This is a genomic window from Planctomycetia bacterium (assembly GCA_016795155.1).
Taxonomy (GTDB): domain Bacteria; phylum Planctomycetota; class Planctomycetia; order Gemmatales; family HRBIN36; genus JAEUIE01.
This window is the reverse complement of the sequence record JAEUIE010000032.1, coordinates 151,174-166,734: the sequence shown is the minus strand read 5'-3', so window position 1 is coordinate 166,734 and position 15,561 is coordinate 151,174. Positions and strand designations below refer to the sequence as shown.

General features: G+C 49.9%; 13 protein-coding genes and 1 tRNA gene. 8 read left to right on the top strand and 6 right to left on the bottom strand.

Features of this window, described 5'->3' with window-relative positions; all coding sequences use genetic code 11:
* Positions 1 to 92: 92 nt before the first annotated feature.
* Positions 93 to 1,862 carry a redoxin family protein gene (locus JNJ77_13025; protein ID MBL8823504.1) on the bottom strand — a complete coding sequence of 590 codons (1,770 nt, stop codon included), beginning with the start codon at positions 1,860 to 1,862 and terminating at the stop codon, positions 93 to 95.
* A gap of 154 nt (positions 1,863 to 2,016) precedes the next feature.
* Between JNJ77_13025 and JNJ77_13020 the strand changes: the two genes are divergently transcribed.
* The gene (locus tag JNJ77_13020) at positions 2,017 to 3,675 is read left to right on the top strand and encodes an AAA family ATPase (protein MBL8823503.1); all 1,659 of its coding nucleotides are present in this window, start codon (positions 2,017 to 2,019) and stop codon (positions 3,673 to 3,675) included.
* A 72-nt stretch (positions 3,676 to 3,747) separates the two neighbouring features.
* On the opposite strand, the gene JNJ77_13015 is transcribed toward JNJ77_13020, so the two are convergent.
* The gene (locus tag JNJ77_13015; GenBank protein MBL8823502.1) at positions 3,748 to 4,329 is read right to left on the bottom strand and encodes a SpoVG family protein; all 582 of its coding nucleotides are present in this window, start codon (positions 4,327 to 4,329) and stop codon (positions 3,748 to 3,750) included.
* A 77-nt stretch (positions 4,330 to 4,406) separates the two neighbouring features.
* Entirely contained in the window at positions 4,407 to 5,360 is a 954-nt protein-coding gene (gene ispE / locus JNJ77_13010) for a 4-(cytidine 5'-diphospho)-2-C-methyl-D-erythritol kinase (GenBank protein MBL8823501.1), read from the bottom strand.
* 327 nt (positions 5,361 to 5,687) lie between these two features.
* Between ispE and JNJ77_13005 the strand changes: the two genes are divergently transcribed.
* The 4 genes from JNJ77_13005 to JNJ77_12990 all read left to right on the top strand — a co-directional run bounded on the left by JNJ77_13005 (position 5,688) and on the right by JNJ77_12990 (position 9,042).
* A complete protein-coding gene (locus tag JNJ77_13005; protein MBL8823500.1) occupies positions 5,688 to 5,969 on the top strand; it encodes a hypothetical protein in 282 nt (93 codons plus the stop codon).
* Positions 5,970 to 6,087: 118 nt separating this feature from the next.
* Positions 6,088 to 7,521 (top strand): arylsulfatase, encoded by a 1,434-nt coding sequence (locus JNJ77_13000; GenBank protein MBL8823499.1) that lies wholly within the window; start codon positions 6,088 to 6,090, stop codon positions 7,519 to 7,521.
* Positions 7,522 to 7,563: 42 nt separating this feature from the next.
* Positions 7,564 to 7,998: a DUF393 domain-containing protein gene (locus JNJ77_12995; GenBank protein MBL8823498.1), complete on the top strand. Its 435-nt coding sequence runs from the start codon at positions 7,564 to 7,566 to the stop codon at positions 7,996 to 7,998.
* A gap of 45 nt (positions 7,999 to 8,043) precedes the next feature.
* On the top strand, positions 8,044 to 9,042 hold the full coding sequence (locus JNJ77_12990) for an HD domain-containing protein (protein ID MBL8823497.1): 999 nt from the start codon (positions 8,044 to 8,046) through the stop codon (positions 9,040 to 9,042).
* On the opposite strand, the gene miaA is transcribed toward JNJ77_12990, so the two are convergent.
* On the bottom strand, positions 8,991 to 9,938 hold the full coding sequence (miaA, locus tag JNJ77_12985) for a tRNA (adenosine(37)-N6)-dimethylallyltransferase MiaA (GenBank protein ID MBL8823496.1): 948 nt from the start codon (positions 9,936 to 9,938) through the stop codon (positions 8,991 to 8,993). The genes JNJ77_12990 and miaA overlap by 52 nt on opposite strands.
* A gap of 124 nt (positions 9,939 to 10,062) precedes the next feature.
* Here miaA and JNJ77_12980 point away from each other — a divergent pair.
* Positions 10,063 to 10,148, top strand: a tRNA-Leu gene (locus tag JNJ77_12980).
* Positions 10,149 to 10,151: 3 nt separating this feature from the next.
* Here JNJ77_12980 and JNJ77_12975 read toward each other — a convergent pair.
* Positions 10,152 to 10,517, bottom strand: a complete 366-nt coding sequence (locus JNJ77_12975) for a hypothetical protein (GenBank protein MBL8823495.1) — start codon at positions 10,515 to 10,517, stop codon at positions 10,152 to 10,154.
* A 150-nt stretch (positions 10,518 to 10,667) separates the two neighbouring features.
* Here JNJ77_12975 and JNJ77_12970 point away from each other — a divergent pair, with 150 nt between their 5' ends.
* Both JNJ77_12970 and JNJ77_12965 read left to right on the top strand, forming a co-directional pair.
* Positions 10,668 to 11,081, top strand: coding sequence for an archease (locus tag JNJ77_12970; protein ID MBL8823494.1), 414 nt, complete (start codon positions 10,668 to 10,670; stop codon positions 11,079 to 11,081).
* A gap of 45 nt (positions 11,082 to 11,126) precedes the next feature.
* Positions 11,127 to 12,563: an RtcB family protein gene (locus JNJ77_12965; GenBank protein ID MBL8823493.1), complete on the top strand. Its 1,437-nt coding sequence runs from the start codon at positions 11,127 to 11,129 to the stop codon at positions 12,561 to 12,563.
* On the opposite strand, the gene JNJ77_12960 is transcribed toward JNJ77_12965, so the two are convergent.
* A complete protein-coding gene (locus JNJ77_12960; protein MBL8823492.1) occupies positions 12,553 to 15,441 on the bottom strand; it encodes a PSD1 domain-containing protein in 2,889 nt (962 codons plus the stop codon). The genes JNJ77_12965 and JNJ77_12960 overlap by 11 nt on opposite strands.
* Between the last annotated feature and the right edge of the window lie 120 nt (positions 15,442 to 15,561).

Here is a 15,561-nt window from a genome sequence, read left to right as displayed (position 1 = left end):
TACAGTTACGACCCTGCCACGCTCCTTCATTTGTTCAACGACTCACAGCATACGGCAGGTGAAACCATAACGTCAAGCGGAGTTCCAGCTTGTTATGGATTGGTTGGAGGCTGCTTCTTGACTCGACCTGTGGCCCCATCCATCTGATAGCCCAGTTTTTCTTTTTCTTTGACATAGAAGAAAAAGCCGTTCATCATCTCTTCGTGTGTCTGCTGCCCTTCACGCACGGTTGCCTTGGGGTTGGGATTATAGGCATTGAAAGATGAGTTATCGTAGTGAGCGAGACATTCGAATTTGGTTCCTTGCGGGAACTTCATGCTGCCTGGCGCCCATTCGTAAGCCATTTGCCAATCGAAGCTGTAGTTGGGAATCATGAGCAATTGCTGCTTCTCTTCATTGGGACGTTGCATGAAGAAACTCATATCCCGGCCTCGCACGTGCATGTGGGAGAACAGGCCGATGCCCACGATATCATCGGGCACGGTCCACGATGCGGCAACCGGGTGTGCGGTTGCTTCCGGCGGAATGGCAAAGCGACGGTCAGCAAAGAGATGGAAGTGAACCTGCTTATTCAATTCGCCACGAGCAAACTTCAGCCCGACGCTGACTTTGCCCTTCTCGGTTTTGCCAGTGGTCACAAAGTGAATCTGCAGTCCCAGCACCGAACCCTTGGCAATCTTCACTGCCGTGCCTGGCTTCAGTTGCATGGGGATGCCACCGGGTACATAGCCGGTGAGGAAATTGTTCATGTTGAATTTCTCACCCACCACGAAATAGGCGAGATTGGCGTGGTGCACCAGTTTGTTGTTATCAGGCTTGATCTGGATATCCTGCACCCAGGTATCCTGGCTGAAAACATAAGGCAGAATGGCATACTTGTATTCGACATCGCCAGTGGCAGGCAAATCGTAGGTGCCTGTGCTTAACACCAGGTCAGGCTTGCCGATAATCCATTCGGATGGTTCTTTCAGTTCGGCAGGCAGTTCTGCAACTTTCGATAGGTCGCCACTGGGTTTGCCTTGTCTGACCCAGTTGAGGATGGTGTTACGTTCCTCATCACTTAAGCCACGCTTGTTGATGAACGTGCCATGTTCGGGATGAGCATACCAGGGAGGCATGCGTCCTTCCTTGATCACTTCCGCCATGGCGGATGCATGCGATTTAGCATTGTCGTAATTGATCAGCGTGAAAGGCGCCACCGTGCCTGGCTTGTGACATTCCATACAGTGCTTGCGGAGTATTGGTTCGACATGCTGGGCATAAGTAACTGTTTCAGTAACGGAAGGAGTTGCCGGAAAAGTAATAGCACAACCATCGACTGTGGTTTCAGCTACTGTAACAGACTTTCCAGCCAGTACCTCTTCGAGCGCCAGTTGCAGGTCTTTTCTGCTATTGGCCGCCGGCTTAGCTCCACCAATACGAATGGACTCATCAATGCGGCCACGGTAAACCATTACACGCTGATCATTGAGGATGACGGCAGTGGGAACACGATCGACACCGAGTGCCTTGGCAGCCTTGCCTTCAAAATCTTTTACAAAGGGAAACTTCATCTTGTATTCGAGAGCCTGACCAGCCATTTCGACAATGGTATCTTCGGGGCTGGGGTTCAGTGCAATAAACTGTATGCCTTTGGAGCCGTACTGAGTTTCAAGTTCCTGCAGAATGGGCAGATATTTGACAGCTACCGGACAAGCGCGATCAACAAAAACCAGCACATAGGCTTTTTTGTCTCTAAAGTCATCAAGCGAACGAGGCAGATAGCGAATATCCTTGAAGCTGATATTGGTGATTTTGGTTCCTAGAGGAACATCAGGCTGATGTGTCAACACTACCGCAGCCAGGAGAGTGACCAGAATCATGTCGATACCACCTCGGAAATTCTGAATAGTTGTTATTATGGTAACCAACGGGATGCCAATATGGGAGATGGTTTTTGCATGGATCACATAAAAAACTCTACTGGCATCACCCGCTGCTCTGCTAGGATAAGGACTTCCACATGATGGATTTGATATGAGCCAGGACTCCTCCGCCGATATCCATACCCAAGTCAGGAAGCTGATTACCGATGGCACCTTGCTCTATATGCAATGTGCACAAGAATACATCACAAACAGCCCGAAAGCGGTGGAAAACCCTACCGAGTTCCGTTCGCAGATACAGGATTTATTTCGAGGACTGGTGCTCAAAGTCATTCATGGCGTAGTACTGGCTGATCAACGGCTGACGGAAGCAGAAATCAACCTGTGCAGCATGGTTTTCAGCCAGCTATGGAACAGGCCATTCAATGAACGGAATGTCCGTTCGATATTGGTGAAGCACGGCGAGCAGGACCCGTATCGCTGGGAAGATCTTCTGTGGCCTTTTGAAAGACTGGCTCCCTTCAAAGCCCGTCTTGGCGAAGCCGAAAAGATACCACTGAAACTGGTAGAACTGTTCAAACATGTCGATGGGCAGGTACGAGATTCAGAAAGCTACTACCTGGGCTGGTTGCGCAGCGAATTGCAGAGAGTATTGCATCCCATTCGAATTGTTGATGATGAAACCGAACCGGCGACAAAATCAACTGATACAGGATCCAGCAAGAAAATCAGTCAGCAATTCAAGACTGCACAAGCCCAGGCAGAAGCTCTGAAGCCTCTGCCCGTGCCCGCAGAATTAATTGATCTCAATACACTGCTGGCTGAACTGGATGCCTTAACCGGCTTGGCCTCGGTGAAGCGTGATGTCAAGGAACTGATTCACTTCCTGGAGATGCAGAAACACCGCAAGGCACATGGCTTGCCCGTTACATCGATTTCTCTGCATGCGATTTTCTCAGGGAATCCCGGTACAGGTAAAACCACGGTAGCCCGCATTTATGGCAAGCTACTCGGTGCACTTGGTATTCTGAAAAAGGGACATCTGGTTGAAACAGACCGCAGCGGACTGGTAGCGGAATATGCGGGACAGACTGCAGCCAAGACCAACGCTCGAGTGGATGAGTCTCTGGATGGCGTACTCTTTATTGATGAAGCTTATAGCCTGGTGCATGAAGGCGAAGACCCCTATGGGGCGGAAGCGGTTCAGACGCTGCTCAAACGCATGGAAGACCAGCGTGACCGACTGGTGGTGATACTGGCAGGTTATCCTGAACCAATGCAACAACTGCTCAACACCAATCCGGGTCTGGCATCACGCTTTGGACGCACCTTGACTTTTGCTGATTATTCACCCGTTGAACTGTGCCGTATTTTCAACACGTTCTGCCAGCGAGATCATTACGTACTTTCTGCATCCACCAGAGCATCGTTGATTAAGGCCTTCACTCATTACTGGCAGAAACGCGATGACAAGTTTGGCAACGGCCGCCTGGCGCGTAACATCTTCGAATCCACGTTACGAAAGCTGGCAACACGCCTGGCCCAATTGAAATCGCTTTCTAAAGAACTATTATGTTCGCTGGAACCAGCCGATCTTTCTCTGTCGGATTTACCTGTAGAGCAAATTACCGCGCAAGATACAGATCGATTTGAACATTGGTGTGTAGGCTGTGCCAAGACCATCAAAATTCAAACAGGACATTTAGGCCAGACGATACGTTGCCCTGGTTGCTCGCATACTCAAACGGTCGAATGGGCTGGCTTGTGGAATGAATCTGAGACGAGTGATAAATCAGAGTCGAAGGCATAATAAAATGATGGGCTGCGCCATATTAGAAGCCCCTAACCCTCTCCCCGAGGGGGAGAGGGAACCAAGCAACAATTATTCAAAGACGCCAGAACCAAAACCGGGTGCTTGCACGGATGCAGTCTGTCTGCGGGGCAACGGTGTACCACGGGGTGGATGAGGCTGATGAGTGCGGGCGTCTGCGCTGATCGGAGCACCAACCAGGCTTTCATACAACCCGATGGTTTCCTCGCCGGCATCGAGTTCGTCGTATCGGCAGACATAGCCCGGCTGCTGGGCACGTTCCATTTCTTCGTGGAATGCGCGAATAATGCCTGTCTGCACGAATTCGCGTGCCTGGGCATTAATGGGATGTGCAACATCAGCATGCAGTTTGGCTCGGCCATGATCGTCGCGAGGTGCACGATCTTCCATCAGGCGGAATCCGCACTGGTTGCAGAAACGAGCACGGAGATGATTCTTGCAATGGCAACTGGAGCAGCGATCGGTGAGCTTTCGGCTGGGCATGGCAACAAAGAGGCCTTTGATTCCCTCGATGATTTTGAGGTCGCGCACCACAAACATGTGATCAAAGGTGACTGAACAGAACGCCAGCAAGCGTTCGTTGCGGCTCTCTTTGTCGTCCATGAGTTTGATGCGGATTTCGGTGATCTGCATGGCTGTCCTCCTTGAATCCTCGGTGCTGAGGGCGCCTCCCTGGAAACTTCCCTGCTGCATGGTGCGAATGTCGAAGTTCAAACCGTCGAGGTTTGAAACACTTTGACTGATCGCTCGTGCAAACCGGGTTTGGCTTCCATCGTCCCCATGCCGTGTATCGTTACTCCACCATCCCAGAGTTGTAGAAACCATTGAGCCAGTCGCTGGGTCTCGACCAGGCTTCGGCATACCACAAAATAACTGCTGCCACTGCCCGACATCAGGCTTCCCAGGCACAAGCCCAGGGTTTTTGCCTTGTCAAACATCTCGCGAAGTTCGACAAGTAGTGGCAGGCATCGCTCAGCTGTACCTTGCAACCGGTTGAAAAGTGCATTTGAAATGGCGTCAAGGTTTCTCATCCTGATTGCCTCGGCCATTGCCTTTTCGCCGTTTGTCGGGAGCAGGTTTCCTGTCATAGGAGCAGCCTGCAGGGATTGATAGACGGCTGAAGTGCTCAGCCCCTGTTGCGGGCACACTATCAGGAGGTAAAGATTCTCTTCCATCCTGAAAGGTGTGACCTTTTCGCCCCGTCCTCTGCACCAGGCAGCGGATTGTGCCAGGAAAAACGGGACATCGCTTCCGATAGTGGCCGCCAGGTTCATCAGTTCCGGCTCGCTGAGTTGCGTTTGCCAGAGTTGATTCAGCCCGCGGAGCGTGGTTGCAGCATCGCTGCTGCCTCCACCGAGCCCTGCTGGAGATGGGATTCGCTTGTTCAAGTGAATCGCCGCACCCAGCGTGCTTTGTGTCTGGCGCTGAAGAGCCTTCGCTGCCTTCATCACCAGATTATGTTCATCCAGGGGAAGTGATTGATCATTGCACGACATGGATAACTGAGAATCGGCTGAGAAGGTAAGTTCATCAGCCAGGGTCAGCGGCACCATGCAGGTAACGAGTTCGTGATAACCGTCGTCCCGTTTACCCAGTACTTCAAGGAACAGATTGATTTTGGCAGGGGCGGCCAACCGAAAAGTGGCGGGCACATCATCTGGCATGGATCAACCTGAGAAGCAGTTCATGAAAGAGAAAAACGATCCGTTCAGATGTGCTGAGTGGAGTTCCTTCTCCTTCATGCCGGGAGCGATGGCTTCCTCCTGGCAGTATTCCTTTAGCTATAGACTGTGTGACAATACACACAGATTGGGCGAATGGTAGCCTTATGGGTAAGCCTGGTCAAGCTGAAGTAGGCAAAAAAATTCAAAATATCTTCAAGATTCTTTGTGATTTCTTTTGACATCGAGTAGTGCGATTCACATAATACGATCTCACTTAAAGACTGGCGGAGTTCCAGTCATCTTTTGTTCCAAGGAGGGTGCCCCCCGATGCCTTCATTTCTCACCGAATCCAAACCACAGTGCTGGCGCGCAGTAGCCATTTTCGAAGATGGCCGAGAAGCGTTACTTTATCTCGGCATGTCTTCACAGAAAATTCGTGATGGCTATGCATCGGCCTACTTCGATATTCTCGAAGAAGACGAACGAGCCATGATCAAAACCATTTCACTGCAACGCTGGAATGGAGCAGCTGATGCGGGTAAATGGACACAAACCACCACGCTGAATGTACCAGCAGCTTCCAAGAAACTGATGAAAATGATTGCCTAGGCATCTTTGATAATTCTTCCTTTACACAACAACCCGGTTCGCCGGGTTGTTTTTATTGGTATCAAGCCTTCAAGCTGATTACCATCAAGCTGTGAAATCATACGTGGACTATCGCAGTATGTTTGCTTCTAGGTTCATTCTGCTTTCTTGCATTCTGATGTTACCTGCATTGGCTTGTGCTGAAGATCGTACGCCCAATGTCATCTTCATTCTCGCTGACGATTTGGGAACGTACGAACTAGGATGTTATGGGCAGAAGAAAATCAAAACTCCGCACATCGATCAATTAGCCAGCCAGGGCATCAGGTTTTCACATTTCTATGCAGGTAACAATGTCTGTGCACCATCCCGTTGCTGCCTGTTGACCGGCAAACATCCAGGCCATGCCACTATTCGCGATAACCGCGAAGCCAGGCCAGAAGGACAACATCCAATTAATGCTGATGAGTTCACACTCCCTGCCATGATGAAACAACAGGGATATGCCACCGCAGCCATCGGCAAATGGGGCCTGGGCATGTTTGGCAGCACAGGTGATCCACTCAGACATGGCATAGATTATTTCTTCGGGTACAACTGCCAAAGGCATGCCCATTACCATTACCCGAATTATCTGTATCGTAATGCGGCTCGTTTCGAATTACCAAGCAACAATCTCAAAGAAGGCAATCAATATTCGCACGATCTCCTTGAGGAAGAATCGCTGAAGTTCATTCGCGAGAATCGTGGAAAACCATTCTTCCTCTATCTGCCTTACATCATTCCACATGTTTCGATATCCGTTCCTGAAAGTGAACTGAACGAGTATCGAGATAAACTGGGAGATGATCCTCCCTACGATGGCAAGAAAGGCTACATTCCTCACCCTGCCCCGCATGCCGGGTATGCAGCGATGGTCAGCCGACTGGATAAGACCGTTGGCAAGATCGTTGCACTGGTTGAGGAACTAATGCTAAGTGAGAACACGCTGATAATATTCACCAGCGATAATGGGCCAACACACCATGTTGGTGGAGCTGATTCAACTTTCTTTCAATCTGCCGGGCATCTGCGTGGCCTCAAGGGAAGTATGTATGAAGGTGGATTGCGTGTACCGTTCATAGCAACTTGGAAGGGAAAAATAAAACCAAACACAACGTGCGAAACCCGTTGGGCTTTTTGGGATGTTTTACCCACGATGGCAGAATTGACTTCCGCAAAGTTACCTGAACCAACTGATGGTATCAGTTTCTTGCCTACTCTCCTTGGTCAGCGACAACAGCGAACGCATGATTTTCTATTCTGGGAATCTCCGGGCTATGGCGGACAGCAGGCTGTTATTGCAGGCAAATGGAAGGCGGTTCGTCAACAGCTTGGCAAACAGATTGGTAAGCCCGTTAAAACAGAACTGTATGATCTTGAAGCCGACGAGAGTGAAAAACTCGACATATCAAGTAAACACCCTGAAATGCTTGCCAGGCTGGAAGACATCATGAAAAGGGAACATGTACCCTCTGCAGTATTTCCGTTACAGGCCATTGACCTTGCACGAATACCGCCAGCGAAAAAGTAATTGGTCCTGCAATGAATGCAGGTTCACGGTAGAATAATGGTGATGGATCACAAATCAGATATTCCTGAAGCACACGCCAAGGCACTGGTACTCTTCGATGGAGAGTGTGCCTTCTGCCAGAAGAGCGTAGCCATTCTGAGAAAACTGGATTGGCTAAATAAGCTGAGCTTTCAAAACTGCAGGGAAACCGAAAAGCTGCCCAGGACTCAGCCACCACTTGTTCCAGTCCGCATGATCGAGGAAATGCACCTGGTTCCGCCATCGGGCCATCCGATTTACTGGGGCTTTACAGCATTTCGCTGGATGTCGTGGCGGCTGCCTGCCTGCTGGTTGCTTGCACCGTTTCTCTATTTGCCTGGCGTACCGTGGCTGGGCAATAAGATATACCTCTGGATTGCCAAGATCCGTTTTCAACTGGTTCCCTGCAAAGACGGTGTTTGCGAATTGCCCGCCCGACCTGCACAGCCAAAGCCATAACGACATCCATTCATATCATGATGATTTCGATTGAGAAAGTTCCCTATGCCTCGACGCTATATTCGCCAGTTTACTGACGGTGATTCGTTTGATGACATTTTTCTTGCTACCGACAAGCAGGTGAAAACCAATCGGCAGGGGCAAGCCTATTTGCAGTTGGAATTACGTGATCGTTCCGGGTCGCTCGTTGCCCGGTTATGGAATGCCACGGAAAGTGTGACCAGGCAGATCAACGCCGGCGATTTCATCAAAGCCAAGGGCAAAGTGCAACTGTTTCAAGGTGCATTGCAGATCATTCTTTCCGATGTGCAATCCGTGCGTGGAGAGAAGTTTGATATGACTGATTTCCTGCCTCATACCGAGCAGGATATCGCCAAGCTGCAGGAGAAACTCAAAGGCCTGTTGTTCAAATCATCTGATCAGCATCTGCGGGCATTGGCCCAGGCCTTCTTCATGGACGACAAGCTGATTCGAGAATACTGCAAAGCCCCAGCAGGAGTCAGACAACATCATGCCTATCTGGGTGGTCTGCTGGAACATGTCGTGACCATGATGGATGGTGCAGAACGCCTGATGCCGGTTTATCCCGCCTTGAACCGGGACATTGTTCTGATGGGTATTTTTCTACATGACATCGGCAAGATACGCGAACTCCGCTACGATTCCGCTTTCAATTATTCTGATGAAGGCGAGTTGATTGGTCACATCGTGATTGGCGTCGAAATCCTCAATGAGAAAATCAAACAGGCAGAACAATTGACTGAAGAGCCATTTCCTTCAGAGTTGGTCAATCGCTTGAAGCACATCATCGTTTCACATCATGGCCAACTCGAATATGGCAGTCCGAAATTGCCGATGACACCTGAAGCGGTATTTATTTACAACCTTGATAATCTGGATGCTCGTACGCATGCCTTTGTGCGTGATATCAAGGAAGACAAGAATACGCAGAGCAATTGGACTATGTTCAATCCCAATCTCAATCGCAAGCTTTATAAAGGCGAACCGGCTAACTCGATGGAAGGGGTCATGGAGGATATGTAGCCGGGCAGTTGATGTTTCGCTTGTTCAGCTGTCAGATGTTGCAATCCGGGAAAGTGCCGAAACCAGGTGAGTTGCCTTTTTGCGAGTTGCCTGGTTCGTGTCTTGATGGCTACCACTGCTTCATCGAGATTACATTTGCCTTGCAGATGCTCAATAAGTTCCCGATAGCCAGCCGCTTGAGATGCTTCCCTGCTGAGCGGTTGAGGCAACGATAATAGTCGCTGAACCTCATCCAGCCAGCCGGATTGCATCATGGAATCAATACGTGCTTCAATGCGGCGATAGAGTTCCTGTCGATCCACTTCGATGCAGAAGACTGGAACTGAACGAGGCTTGGGCTGTTGATCAAACTGTTGTTGCCAATGGGTTATGGTCTGCCCGGTTGAAAGATAGACTTCCAAGGCTCGTACCAGGCGTTTGTGATCATTCAAGTGGATACGTTGTGCCGCAGCTTGATCTACTTCAGATAACTGCTGATGCAGTTCAACGTTAGTTCTGGTTTCCAAGTCTGCCCGAATGGCAGGATCAATTTCAGGCCCTTCGAATAATCCATACCTAATCGCCTTCAGATAGAGCGGTGTGCCGCCCACGATGATCGGGCATTTACCACGGGCAAGGATTTTCTCAGCAATGGACCGAGCCTGTGTCAGCCACCAGGCAACAGAGGATTTTTCCCAGGGGTCGAGAACATCAATCAAATGATGTGGTATTTCTTTTTGTTCCTGTTCGGAAGGTTTAGCCGTACCAATATCCATGCCACGGTAAATGGTCATGGAGTCCATGGAGATAATTTCGGTCTGAAACGTTTTTGCAAGCTGGAGGGCAACGGCAGATTTACCGGAAGCGGTGGGGCCAGTCAGAATCAGACAGCACTCGAAAAGGGTGATATCAACCATACATTCATGATACAGGCCAGTGAACCTGTCCGTTGACAACACAGTCGTAAGTAGAAAGAAACCCTCTGGGATATCAGAGGGTATTGACGTTTTCGCGTGTAATCGTAACTCTCTACAGACACAGGGCGCTGTGGTGGAATCGGCAGACACAAGGGATTTAAAATCCCTTGGACCGTAAGGTCCGTGTGGGTTCAAGTCCCACCAGCGCCACACTTAGCTGCTGAACTTCGGTAGCACATCCAGTCCTTTGCGAAGCTTTTCTAGTCCACCAGCCAACTTGGCCAGTTCTTCAATTTCATTCAGTTTGCCCTGCACGGCTTTGATGCCACCTGCTTCTGCTACCACGTTTTTAACCTTGAGCAGATCATCCAGGGTCAACGATTGCTTGCCAGCACCACCACCCTCCATGCGTTTGTTACGAGCCTTCTGGTTTGCTATATCCTGGGTGGTGCATTTGATACCCTTGGCAGCAAGGATATCCACCAATTCGCGATTCTTCAGAAGTGGGTGAGCTTTCATAGCATCGCGAATAGCCTGAGCCTTTTCTCCCCGTTCCAACTTGGCACCTGACTTACTCATATTAGCCTCTTGTACATAGTGTGAATATTTCCCAATGATGAAATAGTAGTAATTCTCTATTGCGGCTACGATAAATTTACATTTTGAACAAATAACTGATAATATATGTCTAAATGAAATGCCAGAATTGCACACTCAACTTGGATTATTATGCGTGAATACTTTGAACATACTGCTGATATTGGCATCAGGGTTATTTGTCCAACTCTGCAGGATATTTTTGTCGAAGCGGGATTGGCTTTATTTGAATTGATCACAGAAAAAATCATTGACGTAAAACCGATACAATCTGTTCCAATTCAGCTCAAACAGAAAGATCGTGATCTACTCCTTTTCGACTGGCTTAATCAACTGCTCTATCTTTTCGAAACGCAACACTGGCTCTTTTCACGGTTTGAAATAATCCTATCGGTTGATGGACTGGAAGCAGTTGCTTATGGCGAACCTTGTGACAGCCAGAGGCATCCTCCTTCGCATGAGGTGAAAGCAATCACCTATCATCAGTTGAAACTGGAACACCAATCTGATGGCGACTGGCTTGCAGAAGTCATCGTTGATATTTAACACCTCAGGATGAGTACGATGCCTAAAGAACGATATGAAGGTCCGATGGAGCGGCTTGATGAAACACGATGGAAAATACCCAAAGGGTATCGTCCGGATATGAAAGTGGATGGTATTATTTTTGCCGATGATGTGTTGATAGATAGCATTCGAAAAGATGTTGCACCGGAACAGGTAGCCAATGTTGCAACGTTGCCGGGTATACAAATGGCATCGATTGCTATGCCTGATATACACTGGGGATATGGTTTCTGCATTGGCGGTGTGTGTGCTACTGATCCAGATGAAAGTGGAGTCATTTCACCAGGCGGGGTTGGGTATGATATCAATTGCGGCGTGAGGCTGATTCGTACTCATCTCGATTATGACACCGTCCGGCCACATTTGCGCAACATCGTAGAGACGCTGTTTCGAACGGTACCGGCTGGCGTGGGACAATCCGGGAAATATCATTTCAATCGATCGGAATTGCGACAACTGATGGCGGAAGGGCCTCGTTATCTGCTCAAGCGAGGGCTGGCTACCGAGAGTGATATTGATTTCACCGAAGCACATGGCAGGCTTGATGGGGCTGACCCCGATCTGGTCAGCGACAGGGCACTCGACCGTGGTGCCCAGCAGTGCGGTACTCTTGGTTCGGGAAACCATTTTCTCGAAGTGCAGGTAGTTGATCAGATTCATGATGAAGCAGCTTGCCAGACCATGGGACTGTTTCCCAGCCAGGTGGTCATCATGATTCACAGCGGTTCACGCGGCCTCGGCTACCAGGTATGCGATGATGCATTGACTTCATTGCGTGGTGTCCCTGAAAAATATGGGATTACGCTCCCTGATCGACAACTCGCCTGTGCACCAGTGTCCAGCCCGGAAGGGCAGCATTATCTGGGTGCCATGCGAGCTGCAGCCAATTTCGCCTGGTGCAATCGCCAGCTCCTGATGTGGCAGGCTCGTGAAGCATTTGCCTCGGTACTTGGCAAAACCTGGGAAGAGCTTCGCATGACCTTGCTGTACGATGTTGCACATAACATCGCCAAGCTGGAGGAGCATACCGTCAATAACCGACAGAAGAAAGTCTGGGTACACCGCAAGGGCGCTACCCGGGCGTTTCCTCCGGGACATCCCGAAGTGCCCAGTCAGTATCGTGGCATTGGCCAACCAGTGATAATTCCGGGAGACATGGGACGGGCCAGTTGGGTGCTGGCGGGTAAGCCAGGCAGCATGGAAAAATCGTTCGGCAGCACATGCCATGGCGCGGGGCGATGCATGAGCCGTACTGCTGCCATCAAGCATGCTCAAGGTAGACGCATCGACAAGGAACTTGAGTTACGTGGTGTCATAGCCCGTGCACGCAGTTGGAAAGGCCTGGCAGAAGAACAGCCTGATGCGTACAAGAATGTCGATCATGTTGTCGAAGTCGTGCATCAGTCAGGTATCTCAACCAAGGTCGCCAGGTTGAGGCCAATCGGCGTCATCAAGGGATGAAAAAGAACTCTTTGCTGCAGAACACAGCATGGGCCAATTCAGCCCATGCTTTTTGTTCGTGATGTTGATGCTGCTTCATTTGTTCGCCAAGAAATTCTTGAGCAAGTTGCAACTCATCCTTCGTTGCACTTCGCGTATAGGCCATTCGGTACATTCGATCGATCCGTTCCTGGTCTGACATTGTCTGCTCGAATAGCTTGCAAGCCCACTGCGATGATAACTCTTTTACCAGCGGATCGTTCATGAGGGCCAATCCTTGAGCAGGCGTATTGGAAACGGAACGTTTCCCAATGGCGGTAAACGGCGTGGGGAAATCAAAAGATGTCAGAAAAGGGGACAAGAAATTCCGCCTGATGCTGAGGTAAATACTGCGATAGCCATCGCCATCCAGTTCACCTTGTGCAGAAGGTTTGCCGCGTCCCTGCATCAGACTGGTGAGATAAGGCATCTTGCTGCCTTCCAAATAACTTTTGCGGTTCCATCTCCCGGAGATGGCCAGCATGGCATCACGCAGGCTCTCTGCTTCCAGTCTTCTCAGAGGCATGCGAGAAAGCCATGCGTTTTGTGGATCACGTTTGCTGATTTCCTGGTCAGTCTGGGATGAAGACTGACGATAGAGATGACTCAGCACCAGTTCGCGATGCAGCTTCTTTAGCGACCAACCCTCTTTCACAAACCAGTCTGCCAGGTAATCGAGCAGTTCCATGCTTGTTGGTTCAGCCCCCATGCGACCGAAATCATCAACCGATTTGACCAACCCTTCGCCAAAATGGTGCTTCCAGACGCGGTTGACGATGACTCGAACAATAAGTGGATTCTGGTTGGGATCAACCAGCCTTTCGGCCAATGCCAATCGTCCAGACCCCTGGTTGGTTTTCAACTCCTGTTGGCCACAGTAAACACTGGAGAGGCCTCGTGGCACCCGTTCCCCCGGGCTGCGGTGATTGCCTCGAATAAAAATGTGTTCATCTAATCCATTTCCATCTGCTGTCGCAATGCTGTATCGTGGTGCTTGCATTCTGTCTTCGCAGGCTTTGCGTTCCTGCAGCAACTTCAGTGCTTCTGCATGGATGATTGCAACAGGCGGAACGGACTTTTCCTTCGGCAATTCCGGCGGCTTGGCTTCATTGCTGGCGACCATTCCACTGACCTGCAGCCAGGACATTCCCTGGCTACCCTGATCTGGTGTCATGCTGATTTCTTCAGGCCCATCGTCCAGGAATTCAACATAAGCCTGCCGGCCTTGCCACATGTTCAGGTCAAATGTCTGCCAGTGTGAAACTGGCGAGGAAACGACCCGTCGCAAGCTTCCATAGATGGGATCGCGAATGACCACAAAGCCATCAACGATGACTCTGACTCGACCATTCATGCCAGCAGCCAGTATATGCAGATAGCGGTTCTGAATAGTAAAACTGACAGTTTGGAGAGAACCTTCCAACTTCTGGCTGAACTGGCCACTGTCCCAACACCCGGCCGGCACTGAACGAACCATCCATGATTTAGCTTTCGAATCGAAATATGCCGTTCTGGTTTTCTCTGCATTCCAATTCCAGGCTTCACCTTGCGGTCTGCACGTGCTGATATCGAAAACAACTGATTTTGTCTGTGCGGATGGCTGCTCCTCAGTAATTTTCTTCTCTGGCGACTGCTCCAGGAATGCAGAGAGTTCACGATTGACGCGTTTCAAGTCCGCAATCAAGTTCCCCCGGCGTTCAGGAGTATCAATCAATGCTTCCTGAAAACGTGAGCTTTGCAGTACACCGTACAGTGCATAATAATCGCGAGTGGCAATGGCATCAAATTTGTGATCGTGACAGCGGGCACAGGCAATGGTTTGCCCCAGAAACGCTTTGCCGATAACATCGATCTGGTTGTCAATACGATCGGCTTGCTCCTGTCTGATATCAACCGGGCCGTGCTTGGCTTCACCCAGCCAGAGAAAACCGGTCCCTTGGATCGATTCATTCCACTGCTCTTTCTGATTGATTCGAGGCTCAGGCAACAGGTCACCTGCCAGGTGTTCCAGCACCAGTTGACGGTACGAGACATCATCATTGAGTGCACGAATGACGTAATTACGATATCGCCAGGCGTTAGGCAAATCATAATCAAACTCGTGTCCCAGGGTGTCTGCATATCGCATCAGGTCAAGCCAATGCCTGGCCCATCGTTCGCCGTACTCTTTTCGTGCAAGTAAACGATTAACCACCGATGCATATGCCTTATCGGATGTATCCTTCTCAAATGCATCCAATTCATCGAGCGTGGGAGGCAGGCCAATCAGGTCAAAAGTCACACGCCGAAGCCAGGCTGATTTGGAAACAGCAGGTGATGGCTGCAGTTGTTGTGTTTTCCAGGCTTGCTGAAAGAATGGATCGATGCTTGTTATTACAGTCGCAGGATCGATTGCGATTGGCACATTTACTTTGTTCAGAGGCTGGTAACACCAGTGTTTCAATCGTTCATCGAGGTTGAAGCTAGTTGTTGGTGCCGACGACGTCGAAGCAGATGCTGCAGGCATAACGGCGCCGGAATCAATCCACTGTTTCACATGCTGTATCTGTTCATCGGCCAGCTTGCCACGTGGCGGCATTTTCAAAGTATCATGCTGATAGCTGACCGCCTGAAACAACAAGCTGTCGGAAGCTTTGCCTTGAACGATGATCTTGCCCGATTCACCACCCTGGCTGATCCACTCAGGCTGATCCAACCGCAAACCACCCTTTTGCTTATCCGGGCCATGGCAACTCTGACAACGCTGTACCAGCATAGGCCTGATGTGTGTTTCGAAGTACTCAACTGATTTGCTGTCCTGCTTAGTAACTGCAGGAATAAGCACACCAGGTTGGATTGATGCCAACCAGATCAACGTCATTAAGGTTATGCAGGCTGTGATCTGACCAATCATGGCAGGTATTTATCGGGGCATGCGAAAACCAGCAGAATGTCATCATACTGTTATTAGTCAGACTGGCACAACCACAAAGGACTCAAA

Coding starts and splice junctions, on each gene's coding strand:
- JNJ77_13015 (MBL8823502.1), bottom strand. CDS start 4,329: ATGCAGATCACCGAAATCCGCATCAAACTCATGGACGACAAAGAGAGC.
- JNJ77_13000 (MBL8823499.1), top strand. CDS start 6,088: ATGTTTGCTTCTAGGTTCATTCTGCTTTCTTGCATTCTGATGTTACCT.
- JNJ77_12995 (MBL8823498.1), top strand. CDS start 7,564: ATGGATCACAAATCAGATATTCCTGAAGCACACGCCAAGGCACTGGTA.
- JNJ77_12960 (MBL8823492.1), bottom strand. CDS start 15,441: ATGACGTTGATCTGGTTGGCATCAATCCAACCTGGTGTGCTTATTCCT.
- JNJ77_13025 (MBL8823504.1), bottom strand. CDS start 1,862: ATGATTCTGGTCACTCTCCTGGCTGCGGTAGTGTTGACACATCAGCCT.
- JNJ77_13020 (MBL8823503.1), top strand. CDS start 2,017: ATGAGCCAGGACTCCTCCGCCGATATCCATACCCAAGTCAGGAAGCTG.
- JNJ77_12970 (MBL8823494.1), top strand. CDS start 10,668: ATGCGTGAATACTTTGAACATACTGCTGATATTGGCATCAGGGTTATT.
- JNJ77_12965 (MBL8823493.1), top strand. CDS start 11,127: ATGGAGCGGCTTGATGAAACACGATGGAAAATACCCAAAGGGTATCGT.
- ispE (MBL8823501.1), bottom strand. CDS start 5,360: ATGCCAGATGATGTGCCCGCCACTTTTCGGTTGGCCGCCCCTGCCAAA.
- JNJ77_13005 (MBL8823500.1), top strand. CDS start 5,688: ATGCCTTCATTTCTCACCGAATCCAAACCACAGTGCTGGCGCGCAGTA.
- miaA (MBL8823496.1), bottom strand. CDS start 9,938: ATGGTTGATATCACCCTTTTCGAGTGCTGTCTGATTCTGACTGGCCCC.
- JNJ77_12990 (MBL8823497.1), top strand. CDS start 8,044: ATGCCTCGACGCTATATTCGCCAGTTTACTGACGGTGATTCGTTTGAT.
- JNJ77_12975 (MBL8823495.1), bottom strand. CDS start 10,517: ATGAGTAAGTCAGGTGCCAAGTTGGAACGGGGAGAAAAGGCTCAGGCT.